This window comes from Pseudomonas entomophila, from assembly GCF_013523125.1.
Taxonomy (GTDB): domain Bacteria; phylum Pseudomonadota; class Gammaproteobacteria; order Pseudomonadales; family Pseudomonadaceae; genus Aquipseudomonas; species Aquipseudomonas entomophila_B.
Genome location: NZ_JAAMQJ010000001.1, coordinates 108,924 through 127,887, shown reverse-complemented (window position 1 = coordinate 127,887; position 18,964 = coordinate 108,924). Strand labels below are relative to the sequence as shown.

The following is an 18,964-nucleotide window of genomic DNA, read 5'->3' as shown; positions in this document are numbered from 1 at the left end:
GAACCACCGTGGCAGCCTGCCACTGGTCCGACCAGTTCACGAGGATCCGCGATGCTCGATTCGTCTACTCCCGCCCCTGCCAAGACCCAGGTCGCCGAACAGGTCGCCGCGCGTATCGAGAAGCTGATCGTTGACGGCGTGCTCAAGGTCGGCCAGGCCTTGCCGTCCGAGCGCCGCCTGGTGGACAAGCTCGGCTGCTCCCGTTCGGCCCTGCGTGAAGGTCTGCGCATCCTGCGCGGCCGCGGCATCATCGACACCGAGCATGGGCGTGGCTCCTACGTTGCCGACCTCGACCGGGCCGATCACACCACCCCCTTGATGCACCTGTTCAGTTCGCAGCCACGCACCTTGTTCGACCTGCTCGAAGTGCGCGCCCTGCTCGAGGGCGAATCCGCGCGGCTCGCGGCCCTGCGCGCCACCGACGTGGACCGCCTGCTGATCACCCGTCGGTTCGAAGAGATGGTCGCCGCCCACGAAGGCCCGCAGCGTCACGACGCCCGTGAGCAGGCACGCCTGGATCACGCGTTTCATCGTGCGATCAGCGAGGCGTCGCACAACCCGGTGCTGGTGCACACCTTGCAGACCCTCAGCGACCTCACCTTGAGCACGGTGTTCGCCTGCGTGAACAACCTGTATTGCCGGCCGACCCAGAAGCGTCAGATCGACCGCCAGCATACCCGGCTCTACCACGCCGTCATGGCGCAGTTACCGGAACAGGCGCTGCGCGCTGCGCGGGATCACATTCACAGCGTTCGCGACAACCTGCACGAGATCGAGCAGGAGGAGCAGCGCCTGGTCCGGGCCACCATGCGCCTGGAAGGCTGGCGCTGAACCACCGGTCGGATGCCCGTGTTTTCAGGCCCCGACGCGCAGGTTCCGACCACCAGCACTTGCGTAGGACGTTCTCTCCAAATACTGTATGAATATTCAGTCCAGAGAGTGCGCCAATGCAGCTGATCGCCAAGCTCGGCATCCTCGCCGACGCCGCCAAGTACGATGCCTCCTGTGCCAGCAGCGGTGCGCCCAAGCGCAGCTCGCGCGGGCGCGACGGCATTGGCTCGACCAACGGCATGGGCATCTGTCACAGCTTCACGCCCGACGGGCGCTGTGTGTCCCTGCTCAAGATCCTGCTCACCAACTTCTGCCTGTACGACTGCCAGTACTGCATCAACCGTCGCTCCAGCAACGTGCCCCGGGCCCGCTTCACGCCCGAGGAAGTGGTGCGCCTGACGCTGGACTTCTACCGCCGCAACTGCATCAGCGGGCTGTTCCTCAGCTCGGGCATCATCCGTTCGGCCGACTACACCATGGAGCAGATGGTGGAGGTGGCGCGCCTGCTGCGCGAAGAGCACAACTTTCGTGGCTACATCCACCTCAAGACCATCCCGGATGCCGATCCTTTATTGATCGAAGAGGCCGGGCGCCTGGCCGACCGCCTGAGCGTCAACATCGAGCTACCGACTGACGAAAGCCTCACGCGGCTGGCCCCGGAAAAGCAGGCCAGCACCATTCGCCAGGCCATGGGCACCATCCAGCGCGGGCAGCTGAACGTGGCGGGCGAGGCGCGGGCACCACGCTTTGCGCCCTCGGGGCAGAGCACGCAGATGATCGTCGGCGCCGACACCACCGACGACCGGACCATCCTGCGCAATGCCGAATCGCTGTACACCGGCTTCGGCCTCAAGCGCGTGTACTACTCGGCGTTCAGCCCGATCCCGGACAGCCCCGACAGCGTGCCCCTGGCCGCGCCGCCTCTGCTGCGTGAGCATCGCCTCTACCAGGCGGACTTCCTCATGCGCGGCTATGGCTACAAGGCCGGGGAATTGCTGGGCAAGGCCGGCAACCTGGACCTGGACATCGACCCCAAGCTGGCCTGGGCGCTGTCCAACCGCGAGGTGTTCCCGGTGGACGTGAACCGCGCCGAACCGGCCGTGCTGGCGCGCATCCCGGGTGTGGGCATGCGCAGCGTGCAGCGCCTGGTGGCTCTGCGCCGCGAGCGGCGTATTCGCTACGATGACCTTATCCAGTTGCGCTGCGTGCTGGAAAAGGCCAGGCCGTTCATCGTCACCAGCGATTACCGGCCCCCGGAGGCGGACGTGCGCAGCAGCCTGCTGCGCGCGCGGCTGCGTGAGCCGCAGGCCCCGGTGCAGATGGGGTTGTGGGGGTGATCGCACTCGATTGCCAGGAACGGTTCGCCTGCTGGCGCGACCAGGCGCGGACCTTGCTCAGCCATGGTATCGACCCGTCCCAGGTCAACTGGGCCCATGGGCCGATGGACGATTTGCTGGCCGTGCCACGCCCGCTGCCCGACGGGCTCGGGCCGTTTCGCGCACGCATTCCTGGCACCTTGCTGGGTCAGCTGGAGCAGGCTTCGCGGTACTGCGGCGAGCAGCGCTGGAACCTGCTCTACGAGGTACTCTGGCGGGTCGCCCATGGCGACCGCACGGCCATGCTGCCGGGCGATCGATTGGGCAGCGAGCTGCACCGGCGCATCAAGCAGGTCAACCGTGAGGCCCATCACCTGCATGCCTTCCTGCGCTTCGTGCCCTTGCCCGAGGCGGTCGCCGAACGCCTGCAGCTGGACCTGATCGCCTACCACGAGCCAGCGCACGACATCCTCGAAAGCGCCAGCGGGCATTTCGCCGAACGCCTGGGCCGTCAGCGTTGGCTGATCGCAACGCCCCTCGACGGCATCCGCTACGATGGCGCGGCCTTCGACTACCAACGGGTCTGCCCACCGCGCTGGCAGGCCTGGGCCCGGCATGCCGAAGACCCAGGCGCCGAGCTGTGGCGCGTCTACTACCGGCACATCTTCAACCCGGCACGGCTCAATCCGGATGCCATGCGCATGCACATGCCCGGACGCTTCTGGCGGCACCTGCCCGAAGGCGACCTGATTCCTCGCCTGGTGGGGCAGGCACGGCAGGGCAAGCAGCGTGACGGGCAGGCCGTGGAGGTCGGGCAGCAGGCGGGCAAACGAATCCCGTATGGGCCAGCAGGGCGGGAGGGGCAGGCAAAAGCGGAAGAGGGCGAGGCGGAAACGTAACCTGCAGAAAAAAGAAAACCCGCCAGGGCAGCGGGTCAAGAACGTTTCGAAGCCAGGTCAGTGTGCCCAGGTGAATGTCGGAAAAACGTGAAAGGGGTGTTCAGGGTTTGTTGAGCTGGGAGCTACAAGCTACAAGCGGACTGTAGTGCGATGCGTTGGGGGTTGACAGGACGCTGAGGCGGCGCTGACGCTCTGGCTTGCGGCTTGCGGCTTGCGGCTTGCGGCTTGCGGCTTGCGGCTTGCGGCTTGCGGCTTGCGGCTTGCGGCTTGCGGCTTGCGGCTTGCGGCTTGCGGCTTGCGGCTTGCGGCTCACCCAATCGCGAACGGCGCCAGCTGAAACCCCTGGTCGTCCACCTGCAACGCCCAGCCCTGGCGGTCCCAGTCTCCCAGCACGATACGCCGTGCCGGCTCGCCGTCGACGGTCAGCTTGTGGATCGCGGGCCGGTGGGTGTGCCCATGGATCAGCGTGCGCACGCCATGGGCCGCCATGACCTGAGGGATCTCCTCGGGGGTGACGTCGATGATCTCCGTCGCTTTCATTTGCGTCTGCGCCTTGCTTTCGTTGCGCAGCTTGCGTGCCAGGCGCTGTCGGTTGGCCAGCGAGAGGTGACGCAGGATCCACAAGGTCAGCGGATTGCGCAACACCCGACGCAACCTCAGGTAGCCCACGTCCCGCGTGCACAGGCTGTCGCCGTGCATCAGCAGGACGCGCTCGCCACCGAGGTCCACCACGCTGGGATCGTCGAGCAACGTGCAGCCGGCGGCCTCGCAGAACCCCTGGCCAATCAGGAAATCCCGGTTGCCGTGCATCAGGTACACGGCCGTGCCTCGGTCGCTCACCGCGCGCAGCGCCTGGCAGATCGACTGCTGGAACGGCGACATGCCGTCGTCACCGATCCAGGCCTCGAAGAAGTCGCCCAGGATGTACAGCGCGCTGGCGCTGCGGGCACGGCCGTCGAGCAACGCGAGAAACGCCCGGGTGATGTCCGGGCGCTCTTCTTGCAAATGAAGATCGGAGATCAGCAGGATCACTCAATGATCTCGGCTTTCTCGATGATCACGTCGTCCTTCGGCACGTCCTGGTGGCCGGCCTTGGAGCCCGTGACGACTTTCTCGATGGCATCGACCACCTCACGGCCTTCGATCACTTCGCCGAACACCGCGTAGCCCCAGCCCTGGGTGTTCTTGCCGCTGTGGTTGAGGAAGGCATTGTCCGAGGCGTTGATGAAGAACTGCGCCGAGGCCGAGTGCGGGTCCATGGTACGGGCCATGGCGATGCTGTACTTGGCGTTCTTCAGGCCGTTGTCGGCTTCGTTCTGGATCGAGGCGCGGGTCTTCTTCTGGCTCATGCCGGCCTCGAAACCGCCGCCCTGGATCATGAAGCCCTTGATCACGCGGTGGAACACGGTGCCATCGTAGTGGCCTTCCTTGACGTACTGGACGAAGTTCTCGGTGGTCAGCGGCGCTTTCTCGGCGTTCAGTTGCAGGACGATGTCGCCGTGGTTGGTGCTCAGTTTGACTTTGGACATGCGGGAACTCGCTTTTTCAAGACGTTCATGAATAGGGTCCGCCAACGGGCGTACGCAAGACCTGACGCACGTTTCCAGCGTCAGGACACACGTGGCGTGATGCACGCGGCGTGGACCCGACGATAAAACACGGCAGATTCTCGGCGTCCGGCTGTCGGCGACTTGACTGCTTCGGCTATGATAAGCCCTTTGTTTCAGTCGGCCTACCCGATGGCCGTTTACCCGTCTTCAAAGGATCCACATGAGCAAGCCCACTGCCGACAACGCTCCGAATGCCGCTGCCAAAGGGGCGCCTGCCGTCCCTGCGAACTTCCTGCGGCCGATCATTCAGGCGGACCTGGATGCCGGCAAGCACAGCACCATCGTCACGCGCTTCCCGCCCGAGCCCAATGGTTACCTGCACATCGGTCACGCCAAGTCGATCTGCGTGAACTTCGGCCTGGCCAAGGAATTCGGCGGTGCCTGTCACCTGCGTTTCGATGACACCAACCCGGCCAAGGAAGACCAGGAGTACATCGACGCCATCCAGCGCGATGTCACCTGGCTGGGCTTCGAGTGGGCCGGCGAGGTGCGCTACGCCTCGAACTACTTCGACCAGTTGCACGCCTGGGCGGTGGAGCTGATCAAGCGCGGCAAGGCCTATGTCTGCGACCTGACCCCGGACGAGGCGCGCGCCTACCGTGGCAGCCTGACCGAGCCTGGCAAGGACAGCCCGTACCGCGAGCGTAGCGTCGAGGAGAACCTGGACCTGTTCGCGCGCATGAAGGCCGGTGAGTTCAAGGATGGCGAGCGGGTGCTGCGCGCCAAGATCGACATGGCGTCGCCGAACATGAACCTGCGCGACCCGATCCTCTACCGGATCCGTCACGCCCATCACCACCAGACGGGCGATGCCTGGTGCATCTACCCCAACTACGACTTCACCCACGGCCAGTCCGACGCCATCGAAGGCATCACCCATTCGATCTGCACCCTGGAGTTCGAGGGGCATCGTCCGCTGTACGAGTGGTTCCTGGACAACCTGCCGGTGCCGGCGCACCCCCGCCAGTACGAGTTCAGCCGACTGAACCTGAACTACACCATCACTTCCAAGCGCAAGCTCAAGCAACTGGTGGACGAGCACCACGTCGAATCCTGGGACGATCCGCGCATGTCGACCCTGTCGGGTTTCCGCCGTCGTGGCTACACCCCGGCGTCGATCCGCAACTTCTGCGAGATGATCGGCACCAACCGCTCCGACGGCGTGGTCGACATGTCGATGCTCGAGTTCTGCATCCGTGATGACCTGGACCGTACTGCGCCGCGCGCCATGTGCGTGCTGCGCCCGCTGAAGGTGGTCATCACCAACTACCCCGAAGGCCAGGTCGAACAGCTCGAACTGCCGCGCCATCCCAAGGAAGACATGGGCGTGCGCGTGCTGCCGTTCGCTCGCGAGCTGTACATCGACCGCGACGACTACATGGAAGCGCCGCCCAAGGGCTACAAGCGCCTGGAGCCCAACGGCGAGGTCCGCCTGCGCGGCAGCTACGTGATCCGCGCCGACGAGGCGATCAAGGATGCCGAGGGCAACATCGTCGAGCTGCGCTGCTCCTACGACCCGGACACCCTGGGCAAGAACCCCGAAGGTCGCAAGGTCAAAGGCGTGATCCACTGGGTGCCGGCCGAGGGCAGCCTGGAATGCGAAGTTCGTCTATACGACCGCCTGTTCCGCTCGCCGAACCCGGAAAAGACCGAAGACGGTGGCAGCTTCCTGGACAACATCAACCCGGACTCGCTGCAGGTGCTGACCGGCTGCCGCGCCGAGCCGTCGCTGGCCCAGGCCGCGCCGGAGGATCGCTTCCAGTTCGAGCGCGAAGGCTACTTCTGCGCCGACCTCAAGGACAGCCAGCCGGGTCGCCCGGTGTTCAACCGCACCGTCACCCTGCGTGACTCCTGGGGCAGCTGAGGACTTTTCGTGCTAACCATCTACAACACCCTGACCAAGGCCAAGGAAGTCTTCACCCCGCTCGAGGGCAACAAGGTACGCATGTACGTCTGCGGCATGACCGTGTACGACTACTGCCACCTGGGCCACGGGCGCAGCATGGTGGCCTTCGACCTGGCCACCCGCTGGCTGCGCAAGAGCGGGTACGACCTGACCTACGTGCGCAACATCACCGACATCGACGACAAGATCATCCACCGTGCCAATGCCAACGGCGAGCGCTTCGATGCGCTCACCGCGCGCATGATCGAGGCCATGCACGAGGACGAGCGTCGCCTGAACATCCTGCCGCCGGACCAGGAGCCTCGCGCCACCGACCACATCCCCGGCATGCACGCGATGATCCAGACCCTGATCGACAAGGGCTACGCCTACGCGCCGGGCAACGGCGACGTGTACTACCGCGTCGGCAAGTTCGTCGGCTATGGCAAGCTGTCGCGGCGCAAGATCGAAGACCTGCGCATCGGCGCGCGCATCGAAGTGGGCGAGGCCAAGCAGGACCCGCTGGACTTCGTGCTGTGGAAGGCGGCCAAGCCCGGCGAGCCGAGCTGGGAATCGCCGTGGGGCGCGGGCCGTCCGGGCTGGCACATCGAGTGCTCGGTGATGTCCACCTGCTGCCTGGGCGAGAGCTTCGACATCCATGGCGGCGGCAGCGACCTGGAGTTTCCGCACCACGAGAACGAGATCGCCCAGAGCGAGGCGGCCACCGGCAAGCCGTACGCCAAGGCCTGGATGCACTGCGGCATGATCCGCATCAACGGCGAGAAGATGTCCAAGTCGTTGAACAACTTCTTCACGATCCGCGACGTGCTCGCCAAGTACCACCCCGAGGTGGTGCGCTACCTGCTGGTGGCCAGCCACTACCGCAGCGCGATCAACTACTCCGAGGACAGCCTGCGCGATGCCAAGGGTGCCCTGGAGCGCTTCTACCACGCCCTGCGCGGTCTGCCTCGGGTGCCGGCCGCCGGCGGCGAAGCCTTCGCCGAACGCTTCGCCGTGGCGATGAACGACGACTTCGGTACGCCCGAAGCTTGCGCGGTGCTGTTCGACCTGGTGCGCGAGATCAACCGCCTGCGCGACAGCGATCCCCAGGCAGCGGCCGGTCTGGCGGGCCGTCTGCGTGAGCTGGGCGACGTGCTGGGCGTGCTGCAGCTGGACGCCGACGACTTCCTGCGCGCCGGTGCCGAAGGCAAGGTCGATGCGGCCGAGGTCGAGGCGTTGATCCAGGCACGTCTGGCGGCGCGCGCGCAGAAGAACTGGGCCGAGTCCGACCGGGTGCGTGACCAGCTGACCGCCATGGGCGTGGTGCTGGAAGACGGGAAGGGCGGCACCACCTGGCGGTTGGCGGAGTGAGGCGGCGTCAGGGTCTGCGGGTGTCCTGACAGCACGCGGGGTCGCGATGCGGCCCCGCGGCGTGGGTCTGGCATTCTGGTAGAACCTGCGTTAACGCAGCGACTGCTGTGTGGGCCCGTAGGGCTCACAAGATTCAGAAAGCAGCCCCTTACCCGAGCGGACAGCGCAACACCAGCCGCGCCCCACCCAACGCGCCAGCCCCCACCTCCAGCTGGAACCCATGCAGATCTACGATCGCCGCGACGATCGACAACCCCAGCCCGAACCCCGCATGCCGATGGCCTTCCTCGCTCCGGTAGAAGCGTTTCAACACCGACTGGCGTTCGCTTTCCGGAATCCCTGGTCCGCTGTCCTCCACCGCAATGCTCAGCACCTTGCCATCGACCGCGGCGTCGATCCGCACCTGGCCACTCTCGGGCGTGAACTTGATGGCGTTGCCGACCAGGTTGGCCAATGCCTCGAACAGCAGTTCCCGGTCGCCATGCACGGCGAGCAGTCGGCTCGGCTGCACCAGGCTCAGACTGATACCGCCGTCTTCGGCCAGCGGCAGATAGAAGTCGTGCAGCTCCACCAGCAACTCGGTGGGGTCGATGTCGACGAACCCGGCACGGCGCCGTCGGTCCTCCAGTTCGCTGATGCGCAACAGCCCGCGAAAACGGGCCATCAAGGTGTCGGTCTCGCTGATGGCCTGGTCCAGGGCCGGTGCGTCGGCCCAGTCATCGCCGTTCTGCTGGCGAATCCGGTACAGCTGCGCCCGCAAGCGCGTGAGCGGTGTGCGCAGGTCGTGGGCGATGTTGTCGCAGACCCCCTTCACCTCGTGCATGAGCCGTTCGATCCGGTCGAGCATGGCATTGACGATGGCCGCCAGCATGTCCAGCTCGTCACGGCGGCTGGACAACGGCAGACGATGGGTCAGGTCGCCGGCGACGATCAGCTCGGCGCTGGCCTGCACCGCGCGGATGCGCTTGAGCGGCCGGCGCCGCAGCAGGTACCAGCCGGCGAAGCCCGGAATCAGGGTCAGCGAGATACCCCAGAGCAGGGCGTGCAGGATGATGCGGGTGACCACGAACAGCGAGCCGTTGTCGCGCACCAGCACCAGCCAGCGGCCGTCCTGGACCTTGATCGCCACCGCGTCGCAGCTGTCGCGCGGGACATGGGGGTCGTCGGCGTCCAGGCAGCGATCGAGTTCGTGCACGTGGCCATCGAGCGGCAAGTCCTCGGGAATGGCACGGATGCGCCCGCCGACCGGGCGCAGTTGCGCGTCGAACAGGCCGTAGGCGTCGAAACTGCGTTCTTCGAACGTCTGGCTGGCGATCAGGGCATCGTCCAGCTGCTTGCCACTCATGTGGGTGAACAGGTGCTGACGCTGCAGCATGGAGTGCCGGGTCAGCTTGTTCAGGTAGTCGGATACCTCGTAGTACAGCACCCCCATGAGGATGCAGCTCCAGGTCACGAACAGAAAGCTGTACAACGCCAGCAGTCGGCTGGTGGACGAACTCCAGCCCTTAGACGGGTTCGGCAATTGCATAGCCGGAGCCTCGCACGGTGCGGATCAGCGGCGTCTGGCCGGGCGAGTCGATCTTCTTGCGCAGGCGCCCGATGTGCACGTCGATCAGGTTGGTGCCGGGATCGAAGTGATAGCCCCACACCTCCTCGAAAATCATCATGCGCGTGATCACCTGGCCGGCGTGGCGCATCAGGTATTCCAGCAGCTTGTACTCGGTCGGCAGCAGGTTCAGGGTCTGCTCGCCACGGCGTGCTTCGTGGCTGATCAGGTCCAGCTCCAGGTCGGCGACCTGCAGGCGGGTCTGGGTCATCGGCACGCTGTTGCGGCGCAGCAGCACCTCGACCCTTGCCGCCATCTCGTCGGAGGCGAAGGGCTTGGTCAGGTAGTCGTCACCCCCGGCGCGCAGGCCTCTCACACGCTCGTCGACGTCCGACAGCGCGCTGATCATCAGGATCGGCGTGGCGATCTTCAGGCCGCGCAGGGTGGTGACGATGGTCAGGCCATCCACCTCGGGCAGCATGCGGTCCACGGTGATCAGGTCATACCCCCCGGCGATGGCCTTGGCCAGGCCTTCACGGCCATTGTCCGCCCAGTCCACGTCCAGACCGTGGGTGGACAGTTCGGCGACGATTTCCTGCGCCGTGACGGCGTCGTCTTCGATGGTCAGTACGCGAGGCATGCGAGTTCCTGGGCAGCGGGGGAAAGCACGATTGTGCCAAACAATGGACAACGCCCAGTTTAAGAAAAATTCATCTGCGGGTGCAGGCTCGATCAGGCCGCTGCAGGGCGACCTGATCGAGGACAAGGCAGGTCAGGCGACCTTGACGATCCAGCCGGCAGGCGCTTCGACGTCACCGCTCTGGATGCCGGTCAGCTCGGCATACAGCTTCTGGGTGACCGGGCCGACCTTTTCCAGGTCGTGGAAGACGTGCAGCGAACCGTTGTACTCGATCCCGCCGATCGGCGTGATCACGGCGGCCGTACCGCAGGCGCCGGCTTCGATGAACCGGCCCAGGTTGTCGATGCCCACGTCGCCTTCGACCACGGTCAGGCCCAGGCGCGAGGCGGCCAGCTCCATCAGCGACAGGCGCGTGATGCCCGGCAGGACCGAGGCGGACTTGGGTGTGACGAATTCGTTGTCGGCGGTGATGCCGAAGAAATTCGCCGAGCCGACTTCCTCGATCTTGCTGTGGGTCAGCGGGTCCAGGTAGATCGCGTCGGCGAAGCTGCGCTGCTTGGCCTCGGCGCCCGGTTGCAGGCTGGCCGCGTAGTTGCCGCCGACCTTGGCCGCGCCAGTGCCTTGCGGGGCGGCGCGGTCGAAGTTGGAGATCATGAAGTTGTGGGGCTTCATGCCGCCCTTGAAGTACGAGCCGACCGGAATGGCGAAGATCGAGAAGATGAACTCGGGTGCGGTCCGTACGCCAATGTTGTCGCCCACGCCGATGACGAAGGGACGCAGGTACAAGGCACCCTTGCCGTGCGGCGGGATGAAGCGGTCGTTGGCCTTGACCACCTGCTTGCACGCCTCGATGAACACCTCGGTCGGCACGTGCGGCATCAGCAGGCGAGCACAGCTGCGCTGCATGCGCGCGGCGTTCTGGTCCGGACGGAACAGGTTCACCGAACCGTCCTTGCAGCGGTAGGCCTTGAGCCCCTCGAAGCATTGCTGGCCGTAGTGCAGGGCCGTGGAGCCCTCACTGATGTGCAGGACGTTGTCGTCGGTCAGGGTGCCTTGATCCCATTGGCCATCGCGCCAGACGGACAGGTAGCGCTTGTCGGTCTTGATGTAGTCGAAGCCCAGCTTGTCCCAATTGATGCTTTCGTTGCTCATGACACCCTCGATTGTCTTGCAGCTGCCTGAACGGTCAGGTCGCCTCGGTTTGCGCACTGGGCAACGATAATACATCCAGGGGGGTATCGGAAACGCTTGGCCGTGAATTGGGAGGGGTGCATCGTTTTCAAGGGCCGCTCACCTACCGCGGTGAGGCAGGTCATCGCGGCCCATGCAGGAGCGGCCCCTGTGCCGCGACTGGGATCATAGAGCCCACAGAGCGCTGCAAACTATTTCCTGTTCTGCGAGGGTTGGCTCGCCCGCGATCGCAACGGGGCAGGCACCCTTGCTGTCGCCTTCGCACCCATCCTCATCGAACACCTTTACAGAATCGGCTTGCCCCCGGTGATGCCGTAGCGGCTACCGGTGATGTAGCTGCTCTCGTCGGAAGCCAGCAGCACATAGATGGGCGCGACCTCCACAGGCTGCCCGGCGCGCCCCAGCGGCGTCTGTTCGCCGAAGTGGCTGGCCTGCTCCGGTGGCATGGTGGAGACGATCAGCGGTGTCCAGATCGGCCCCGGCGCCACGCTGTTCACGCGGATGCCCTTGGGCCCGAGCATCTGCGCCAGGCCGGCAGTGAAGTTGGCGATGGCGCCCTTGGTCGCTGCATAGGCCAGCAAGGTCGGGGTCGGCGAGTCGGAGTTGACCGACGTGGTATTGATGATCGAGCCCCCTTTCTGCATGTGCGGCAAGGCTGCCTTGCACAGGCGGAACATGGCCGTCATGTTGATATCGAAGGTCTTGACCCATTCCTCGTCGGAGATCTCTTCGATCGATTCATGGCTCATCTGGAACGCGGCGTTGTTGACCAGCACGTCGATGCGGCCGAACTGCGCGACGGTCTTGTCGATCAGCTCGTCGCAGGTGGTCTTCTGGGCGATGTCGCCCGGCAGCAGGATGCAGGTACGGCCTGCGTCACGCACCCATTTCGCGGTCTCTTCGGCATCCTGGTGCTCATCCAGGTACGCCACCGCGACGTCCGCCCCTTCACGGGCGAAGGCGATCGCCACGGCGCGGCCGATGCCACTGTCGCCGCCGGTGATCAAGGCGACCTTGCCCTCGAGACGACCATGACCGACGTAGGTCTTTTCGCCACAGTCGGGCAGCGGGTCCATCTGGTGTTGATGACCGGGTACTTTCTGCGGCTGTTCAGGGAAAGGAGGGCGGGGATAGTCGCGCATGGTTGCGTTCCTCGTAACGAATGAACTGGACCTAATGTGTGAATGCACCTGACGGCCGGGGTTGTATCGCAGCAGCATTACACGCGACGAATGGCACACCCTCCCGAGGGCGTCTCGAGTGCGGCACGGTGCTCTACGTGTATGTAAATATGTCTATCGGGAATCTGTCTGTTGGAGACACTGTCCGATGCGGCAAATGGGCCGCGCGTACAGCCGAAGACGCAGTCCAACGTTCATCCATGGAGACGATGCTATGAAAGCAGTGCTACTGACCGCCTTGCTGGCGACCACCGGCCTGGCCCAGGCCGCCGAGACCGTCGAACTCAAGCTGGCCGGACCGGAAGGCGCCGGCAAGTCGATCGGCACCATTACCATCGAGCAGAACAAGTACGGTGCCCTGTTGACCCCGAAATTGAGCGATCTGCCACCGGGCGTCCACGGCTTCCACCTGCACGAGAAGCCCGACTGCGGTGTCACCCAGGACAATGGCAAGGCTGTGCCGGCCGGTGCTGCGGGCGGGCATTGGGACCCGGACTCCACCGGCGTTCACAAGGGCCCTTATGATGACAGCGGTCATCGTGGTGACCTGCCTGCGCTGTACGTCGGTGCCGACGGCAAGGCGACCTATCCAGTGTTGGCGCCCCGGCTGAAGGCGGACGATTTCAAAGGGCATGCCCTGATGGTGCACGTGGGGGGCGACAACCACAGCGATCATCCTGAAAAACTGGGTGGCGGCGGTGCGCGCGTGGCGTGTGGCGTCGTGAAATAAGGCGCGCTCGGCAGATCACGGCATAACGTCACATCCTGTAATCGTCAATTTAGTGACGAAAACCGCGGCGCTTACCTGGCGCGATTCGAGCAGGCGATGAATTTGTCGGTGAGTTGACGTCGGGCCCTCAGGCTTGCGTTACCCTTGAGCCACATGTCCAGCGACATGCCTGTCTCGAGGATGCTCACCGCCATGCAACGCACCGCCTACCGCCCCGACATCGACGGCCTGCGCGCCGTCGCCGTGATCGCCGTCCTGCTCCATCACCTCAACGTCGCCTGGATACCCGGCGGCTTCGTCGGGGTGGACATCTTCTTCGTCATTTCCGGCTACCTGATCACCGCCCATGTGTTCCAGCAGGCCCGCGCCGGAACCTTCTCGCTACGCCAGTTCTACCAACGTCGGATCAACCGTATCGTACCTGCCCTGGTCACCGTGCTACTGGCCACTCTGGGGCTGGGCGCCGTGTTGTTGTCGCCCGTCGACCTGGAGCGCTTGAGCGCCAATGCCCTATATGCGTTGCTGGGCGTGTCCAACCTGTTCATCTGGCTCAAGTACGGCAACTATTTCGCTGCCGATGCCAGTGAAGCGCCGTTGCTGCACACCTGGTCACTCGGGATCGAGGAGCAGTTCTACATGATCTGGCCCTTGCTCCTGCTGGCCGTCCTGCGCCTGGCCCCACAACGCTGTCCATGGCTGCTCGGCGTGGGCCTGACGGCGGCGGTCGGGCTGTCGCAGTACGGCACTGGCCTGTTCGTCACAGCGTCCTACTACCTGTTGCCGACGCGATTCTTCGAGCTGATGCTGGGTGGTTGCCTGGGGATCTGGCATGTCCTGCGGCCGCTGCCCATCGACCGACGCCAGGCCTGGACCAGCCGCGGGCTGGGCGTCGTGCTGATCGCCGGGTCCCTGGCGCTGATCGGGCCAGGCGTTGCGTTTCCCGGGTTGACGGCACTGGTGCCCTGCCTGGGGGCGGCCCTGTTGATCCATGCCGGGCACGCGGGGCAACGTGCCTGGCTGCTGGGCAGCCGACCGCTGGTGTTCGTCGGATTGATCTCCTACTCCCTGTACCTGTGGCACTGGCCGTTGATCGCCTACCTCAACTACCTGGCCATCCCCATCGGCCTGACGACAGGCCTGGGCGTGGTACTGGTGGCCGTGGTCCTGGCTTGGCTGACCTGGCGTTGGATCGAGCAGCCCATGCGTCAGAGCGGCGCGCGGATCGAATTTGCCAGGGTGTTCGCTCGGCGCTTCGCGATGCCGGTGGCAGCGTTGGCACTGCTGACGGGGCTGGTTCAGTGGCAGGGCGGGTTCCCGACGCGCTTCGGGCCCACGGTCGAAACCCTCGAAGCCATGACCCTGGAGCGTCCTGCCGACAATCGACGCGGCTGCCATGTGCCCAATGCCTTGTACCAGACAGCACCGGATGCGCAGTGCCGACTCGGCGCACCCAAGGCGCAGCTCGACGGCATCCTGGTCGGGGACTCCTTCGCCAACCACTTCACCGGCATGGTCGATCTGCTGGCACGGCCCGACGGGGTCAGCCTCATGGACTACACCATGGATGGGTGTGCGCCGATCCTGGGCTACAACGTCGACATGTCCCGTGTCTACGCCGAGCACTGCGCGCAACGCAATGCCAGGGTGTACGCGCTGATCGAAGCCCAGCGCTATCCCTACGTGGTGCTGGCGGGCAGTTGGCCGTCGGACGAGGCTGCCGGCGCGCCGATCGCGGCCAGCCTGGAGCGGGTGGTCAAGAGTACCGGCCAGGTGATCGTGATCCTGAACAACCAGGCGATCGTGGATGCAGCGACCTGCCCGGTGCGCCAGTTGATGTTCGCGACCCAGCGCACCTGCGACGCCGCCCAGGCCACGCGGCCGCACTATTGGGCCGAGTTGCGTGCGCGGTTCCCGCAGGTGCGTTTCATCGACCCCAACCAGGTCATCTGCACCGACGGGCGTTGCCGCTCGTTGATCGACGGCACGCTGCTGTACCTGGACAATGCCCACCTCAACGAGGTCGGCTCGCGTTACATCGGCAAGACGTTGCTGGAGCGCGGCTATTCGCTGCTGAACGATCCACCAACGCGGTCGTGAGCCAATGCCAGCCCTGTCGACCACGACGGGGTAAACGCGAAGCAGTGAAAGGGCAGCCAACAGACTGCCCAGTGAGGGGGCGGGGCCGGGCGATCAGACGCGGTCGGCCCAGACCGTCTGCACGTTGCAGAATTCGCGCAGGCCGAAGTGCGACAGCTCGCGACCGAACCCGCTCTTCTTCACGCCGCCGAAGGCCACGCGGGGGTCGGAGGCGCAGTAGCCGTTGATGAACACTGCACCGGTGTCCAGCGCCGCCGTCATGCGCTCGGCCAGGGCCAGGTCGGCCGTGTAGATCGTCGACGCCAGGCCGAAGTCGCTGTCGTTGGCCAGTTCCACGGCGTGCTCGGCATCCCGCGCTGCGGTGATCGCCGCCACCGGCCCGAACAACTCCTGGCGAAACGCGGTCATCGACGGCGTCACATCGCCCAGCACGGTTGGCGCATAGTAGTTGCCGATGCCTGCCTGCTTGTGACCGCCCAGCAGCAGCGTGGCGCCCTCGGCGAGCGAGGCCTGTACCTGGCCGTCGAGCTCATCGCGCAGGTCGAAGCGCGCCATCGGGCCGACGTAGGTGTCGTCTTCCAGCGGGTTGCCCATTTTCAGGCGACGCGTGGCCTCGACGAAGCGCTGGGTGAAGTCGTCCAGCACGCTCTGCTCGACGATCATGCGCTTGGCCGCCGCGCACACCTGCCCCGTGTTCTGGTAGCGCCCGATGACCGCCGCCTGCACGGCCGCGTCCAGGTCGGCATCGGCCAGCACGATGAACGGATCGGAGCCACCCAGTTCCAGGACGCACTTCTTCAGCGCGGCACCGGCCTGGGCACCGATGGCCATGCCGGCGCGTACGCTGCCGGTCAAAGTGACGGCCGCGATGCGCGGATCGTTGATCGCACGGGTCACGCCGTCGGCGGTGACGTTGATCACCTCCAGCACGCCGTCCGGCAGGCCGGCCGCTTGGCAGGCGTCACGCAGCAGGTAGGCGCTGCCCATGACGTTGGGGGCGTGCTTGAGCACATAGGTATTGCCCGCCAGCACGGCTGGTACAGCGCCGCGCAGCACCTGCCAGAGCGGGAAATTCCACGGCATCACTGCCAGGATCGGGCCGAGCGGGCGGTATTCGATGCGGGCCTTTTCCACCTGGGTGGCTTCCGGGGCGAGCATGGCCGGGCCATGTTCAGCGTACCACTGGCACAGGTTGACGCACTTGGCCACTTCGCCGCGCGCCTGGGCGATCGGCTTGCCGATTTCGCGGGTGATCATCACCGCCAGTGCCTCGGCATTGGCCTGCAGCGCGGCAGCCAGGCGGTTCAGGTACTCGCTGCGCTGGGCCAGCGACGTGCGCCGCCAGGTGTCATAGCCGACCTTGGCCCGTTGCAGCGCCGCGTCCAGTGCGGCGTCGTTCTCGAAGGCGTAGTGCCCGATCTGTTCGCCCGTGTGCGGGTCGACGGAAATGGCATGGGTCTGGCTGGTGATCTGGCTCATGGCAGGTCGCTCGTCGTGAGGTACGGTAGGGTCAGACTACGGGGGTATCGGGTTTATGAAAACTGAATAATAATGAGTTGAACGTTCACGATTGGAGAATGAACATGGACCTGGTGCAGTTGGAGATCTTCAAGGCCGTGGCCGAACACGGCAGCATCAGCGGCGCAGCGCAGCAGATTCACCGGGTGCCATCCAACCTGACCACTCGCATCAAACAGTTGGAGCAGGATCTGGGGGTGGCGCTGTTCATCCGCGAAAAGCATCGGCTGCGCCTGTCGCCGGCAGGGTGGAATTTCCTGGAGTACACCCGGCGTATCCTGGACCTGGTGAGTGAGGCGCGTTCGACGGTGGCCGGTGACGACCCCCAGGGCACCTTTGCGCTGGGTTCGCTGGAAAGCACGGCAGCGGTGCGGATTCCTGGCCTGCTGGCCGCCTATAACCAGCGCTACCCCAAGGTCGACCTGGACCTGTCCACCGGGCCGTCCGGCACCATGCTCGAAGGTGTGCTGAGCGGACGGTTGGTGGCGGCTTTCGTCGACGGGCCGGTCCTGCACCCGACCCTGGAAGGCATGGCGGTGTTCGAGGAGGAAATGGTGGTGATCGCGCCGCTCAATCATCCACCGGTGGCCCGTGCCCAGGACGTCAATGGTCAGAGTATCTATGCGTTTCGCGCCAACTGCTCTTATCGACACCACTTCGAGCGCTGGTTCGTCTGCGATGAGGCCGTGCCGGGCAAGATCCACGAGATGGAGTCCTACCACGGTATGCTCGCCTGTGTCAGCGCCGGGGCAGGGCTGGCCTTGATGCCGCGCAGCATGCTCGACAGCATGCCGGGGTGCAGCACGGTGAGCGTCTGGCCCTTGTCCGAAGACTTCCGCCTGCTCAAGACCTGGCTGGTCTGGCGCCGCGGGACGGTGTCACGCAGCCTGAGCACGTTCGTGGCATTGCTGGAAGAGCGCCAGGACAGGCAGGGGGCGTGAGACAGTGCAGGCTCGGTAGGGGGGCGGGTAAGGTACCTCCTCTCCATGCGCTGATGCATCGACTGCCTTGTGGGTCTGCAGGGCCAGGCCTTTCAACGTCTTTGGGAAAAGCCCCAAGATAGGGTCATCGTTGCATCCACAGGTTCGCCGGCATGATGCAGGCAAGCGCAGCCCCCTGTGGGGGCTTGCCCGCGATAGCGTCCGACCCATCACCGCCGGCATCGCGGGCAAGCCCCACAGAGGGGATGAACCCGCTCTGCCAGATCAGCGATGCAGTCTACATCGCGTCAGGCAAAGCGCGGACGGACTCAGGCGACATCCACCAACACCACTTCGCTGTCCTCCAGCGCCTCCACGCGAATCACCCGTTCATCCTCGATCGCCACGCCATCGCGGGCCTCGGCCAGCAGGTCGTTGACCCTGAGACGACCCTTGGCCGGCACCAGGTAGCCCCGCCGCCCCGCTTCGAAGCGGTACTCGACCACCTCACCGGCTCGCACGGTCGCGGCTGCCAACCGGGCGTCGGCCCGAATGCGCAGGCTATCGACATCCTCGTCCCGCCCGCTGGCCAGCGTCACGAAACCTTCGCCACGCGCCCCCTTGGGGAATGGCCGTGTGCCCCAGGACGGCGTTTCGCCAGTGCGATCCGGGATGATCCAGATCTGGAACAACCGTGTGTCGACCGCTTCCTGGTTGTATTCACTGTGCACGATGCCTGTACCGGCGCTCATCACCTGCACGTCGCCGGCTTCCGTGCGTCCCTCGTTGCCCAGGCTGTCGCGGTGGCTGATGGCACCTTCGCGCACATAGGTGATGATCTCCATGTCGCGGTGCGGGTGAGGTGGAAAGCCGCTGCCTGCCGCGATCAGGTCGTCGTTCCAGACGCGCAGTGTCCCCCAGTGCATGCGCGCTGGGTCATGGTAGTCGGCAAAGGAAAAGTGATGGTGGGCGTCGAGCCAGCCGTGATCGGCATGGCCCAGGCTGTCGAAGCGACGAAGATGCAGCATGATCGGACTCCAGAAGGTCAGGAATGAGGCCATGCTGCACTGGGCTATCATCTAAAAAAAGCGTAAATATTGACTTATAAAGATCCAATGCTTCGATATAAAAGGCAAGCCTGCTCCTGCGTGGGTGAGCTAAGTCCATGATCTCGCTGCGAACACTGGTCATTTCGTCGACTTCCCGCCACCATGCAGCCTGATTCGTTT

The 18,964-nt window shown here is 65.1% G+C and carries 16 protein-coding genes; 8 read left to right on the top strand and 8 right to left on the bottom strand.

Annotated elements, in window-relative coordinates:
* Positions 1–51: 51 nt before the first annotated feature.
* From glcC to G7007_RS00490, 3 genes are all read left to right on the top strand, one after another.
* Positions 52–831 (top strand): transcriptional regulator GlcC, encoded by a 780-nt coding sequence (gene glcC / locus G7007_RS00500; RefSeq protein ID WP_181098590.1) that lies wholly within the window; start codon positions 52–54, stop codon positions 829–831.
* A gap of 116 nt (positions 832–947) precedes the next feature.
* Positions 948–2,168, top strand: a complete 1,221-nt coding sequence (locus G7007_RS00495) for a putative DNA modification/repair radical SAM protein (RefSeq protein WP_181098588.1) — start codon at positions 948–950, stop codon at positions 2,166–2,168.
* Entirely contained in the window at positions 2,159–3,046 is an 888-nt protein-coding gene (locus G7007_RS00490; protein WP_308852276.1) for a TIGR03915 family putative DNA repair protein, read from the top strand. Before G7007_RS00495 ends, G7007_RS00490 begins: the two co-directional genes overlap by 10 nt.
* Before the next feature lie 309 nt (positions 3,047–3,355).
* Here G7007_RS00490 and lpxH read toward each other — a convergent pair whose 3' ends face one another.
* Together lpxH and G7007_RS00480 are read right to left on the bottom strand one after the other, a co-directional pair.
* Positions 3,356–4,078 carry a UDP-2,3-diacylglucosamine diphosphatase gene (gene lpxH, locus G7007_RS00485; RefSeq protein ID WP_181098585.1) on the bottom strand — a complete coding sequence of 241 codons (723 nt, stop codon included), beginning with the start codon at positions 4,076–4,078 and terminating at the stop codon, positions 3,356–3,358.
* The gene (locus G7007_RS00480; protein WP_181098583.1) at positions 4,075–4,575 is read right to left on the bottom strand and encodes a peptidylprolyl isomerase; all 501 of its coding nucleotides are present in this window, start codon (positions 4,573–4,575) and stop codon (positions 4,075–4,077) included. The genes lpxH and G7007_RS00480 overlap by 4 nt, the downstream gene beginning before the upstream one ends.
* A gap of 241 nt (positions 4,576–4,816) precedes the next feature.
* Here G7007_RS00480 and G7007_RS00475 point away from each other — a divergent pair, with 241 nt between their 5' ends.
* Positions 4,817–6,520 carry a glutamine--tRNA ligase/YqeY domain fusion protein gene (locus tag G7007_RS00475; RefSeq protein ID WP_181098582.1) on the top strand — a complete coding sequence of 568 codons (1,704 nt, stop codon included), beginning with the start codon at positions 4,817–4,819 and terminating at the stop codon, positions 6,518–6,520.
* Between the two features lie 9 nt (positions 6,521–6,529).
* The gene (gene cysS / locus G7007_RS00470) at positions 6,530–7,912 is read left to right on the top strand and encodes a cysteine--tRNA ligase (protein WP_181098580.1); all 1,383 of its coding nucleotides are present in this window, start codon (positions 6,530–6,532) and stop codon (positions 7,910–7,912) included.
* Positions 7,913–8,060: 148 nt separating this feature from the next.
* On the opposite strand, the gene G7007_RS00465 is transcribed toward cysS, so the two are convergent.
* The 4 genes from G7007_RS00465 to G7007_RS00450 form a co-directional block, all read right to left on the bottom strand.
* Positions 8,061–9,440 (bottom strand): sensor histidine kinase, encoded by a 1,380-nt coding sequence (locus G7007_RS00465; RefSeq protein ID WP_181098578.1) that lies wholly within the window; start codon positions 9,438–9,440, stop codon positions 8,061–8,063.
* Positions 9,418–10,098, bottom strand: coding sequence for a response regulator transcription factor (locus tag G7007_RS00460; RefSeq protein ID WP_181095332.1), 681 nt, complete (start codon positions 10,096–10,098; stop codon positions 9,418–9,420). Before G7007_RS00460 ends, G7007_RS00465 begins: the two co-directional genes overlap by 23 nt.
* A gap of 132 nt (positions 10,099–10,230) precedes the next feature.
* Complete coding sequence (locus G7007_RS00455) at positions 10,231–11,250, bottom strand: branched-chain amino acid aminotransferase (protein ID WP_181098577.1); 1,020 nt, start codon at positions 11,248–11,250, stop codon at positions 10,231–10,233.
* 323 nt (positions 11,251–11,573) lie between these two features.
* Positions 11,574–12,431 (bottom strand): SDR family oxidoreductase, encoded by an 858-nt coding sequence (locus tag G7007_RS00450; RefSeq protein WP_181098575.1) that lies wholly within the window; start codon positions 12,429–12,431, stop codon positions 11,574–11,576.
* Positions 12,432–12,684: 253 nt separating this feature from the next.
* Between G7007_RS00450 and sodC the strand changes: the two genes are divergently transcribed.
* Both sodC and G7007_RS00440 read left to right on the top strand, forming a co-directional pair.
* Entirely contained in the window at positions 12,685–13,200 is a 516-nt protein-coding gene (sodC, locus tag G7007_RS00445; RefSeq protein ID WP_181098574.1) for a superoxide dismutase family protein, read from the top strand.
* A 192-nt stretch (positions 13,201–13,392) separates the two neighbouring features.
* Positions 13,393–15,297, top strand: a complete 1,905-nt coding sequence (locus G7007_RS00440) for an acyltransferase family protein (RefSeq protein WP_181098572.1) — start codon at positions 13,393–13,395, stop codon at positions 15,295–15,297.
* 93 nt (positions 15,298–15,390) lie between these two features.
* On the opposite strand, the gene G7007_RS00435 is transcribed toward G7007_RS00440, so the two are convergent.
* Positions 15,391–16,776, bottom strand: coding sequence for an aldehyde dehydrogenase family protein (locus tag G7007_RS00435; RefSeq protein ID WP_181098570.1), 1,386 nt, complete (start codon positions 16,774–16,776; stop codon positions 15,391–15,393).
* 104 nt (positions 16,777–16,880) lie between these two features.
* On the opposite strand from G7007_RS00435, the gene ptrR reads away from it, so the two are divergent.
* Positions 16,881–17,756, top strand: coding sequence for a putrescine utilization regulator PtrR (gene ptrR, locus G7007_RS00430; protein ID WP_181098680.1), 876 nt, complete (start codon positions 16,881–16,883; stop codon positions 17,754–17,756).
* A gap of 308 nt (positions 17,757–18,064) precedes the next feature.
* On the opposite strand, the gene G7007_RS00425 is transcribed toward ptrR, so the two are convergent.
* Entirely contained in the window at positions 18,065–18,763 is a 699-nt protein-coding gene (locus G7007_RS00425; protein WP_181098568.1) for a pirin family protein, read from the bottom strand.
* Positions 18,764–18,964 lie beyond the last annotated feature (201 nt).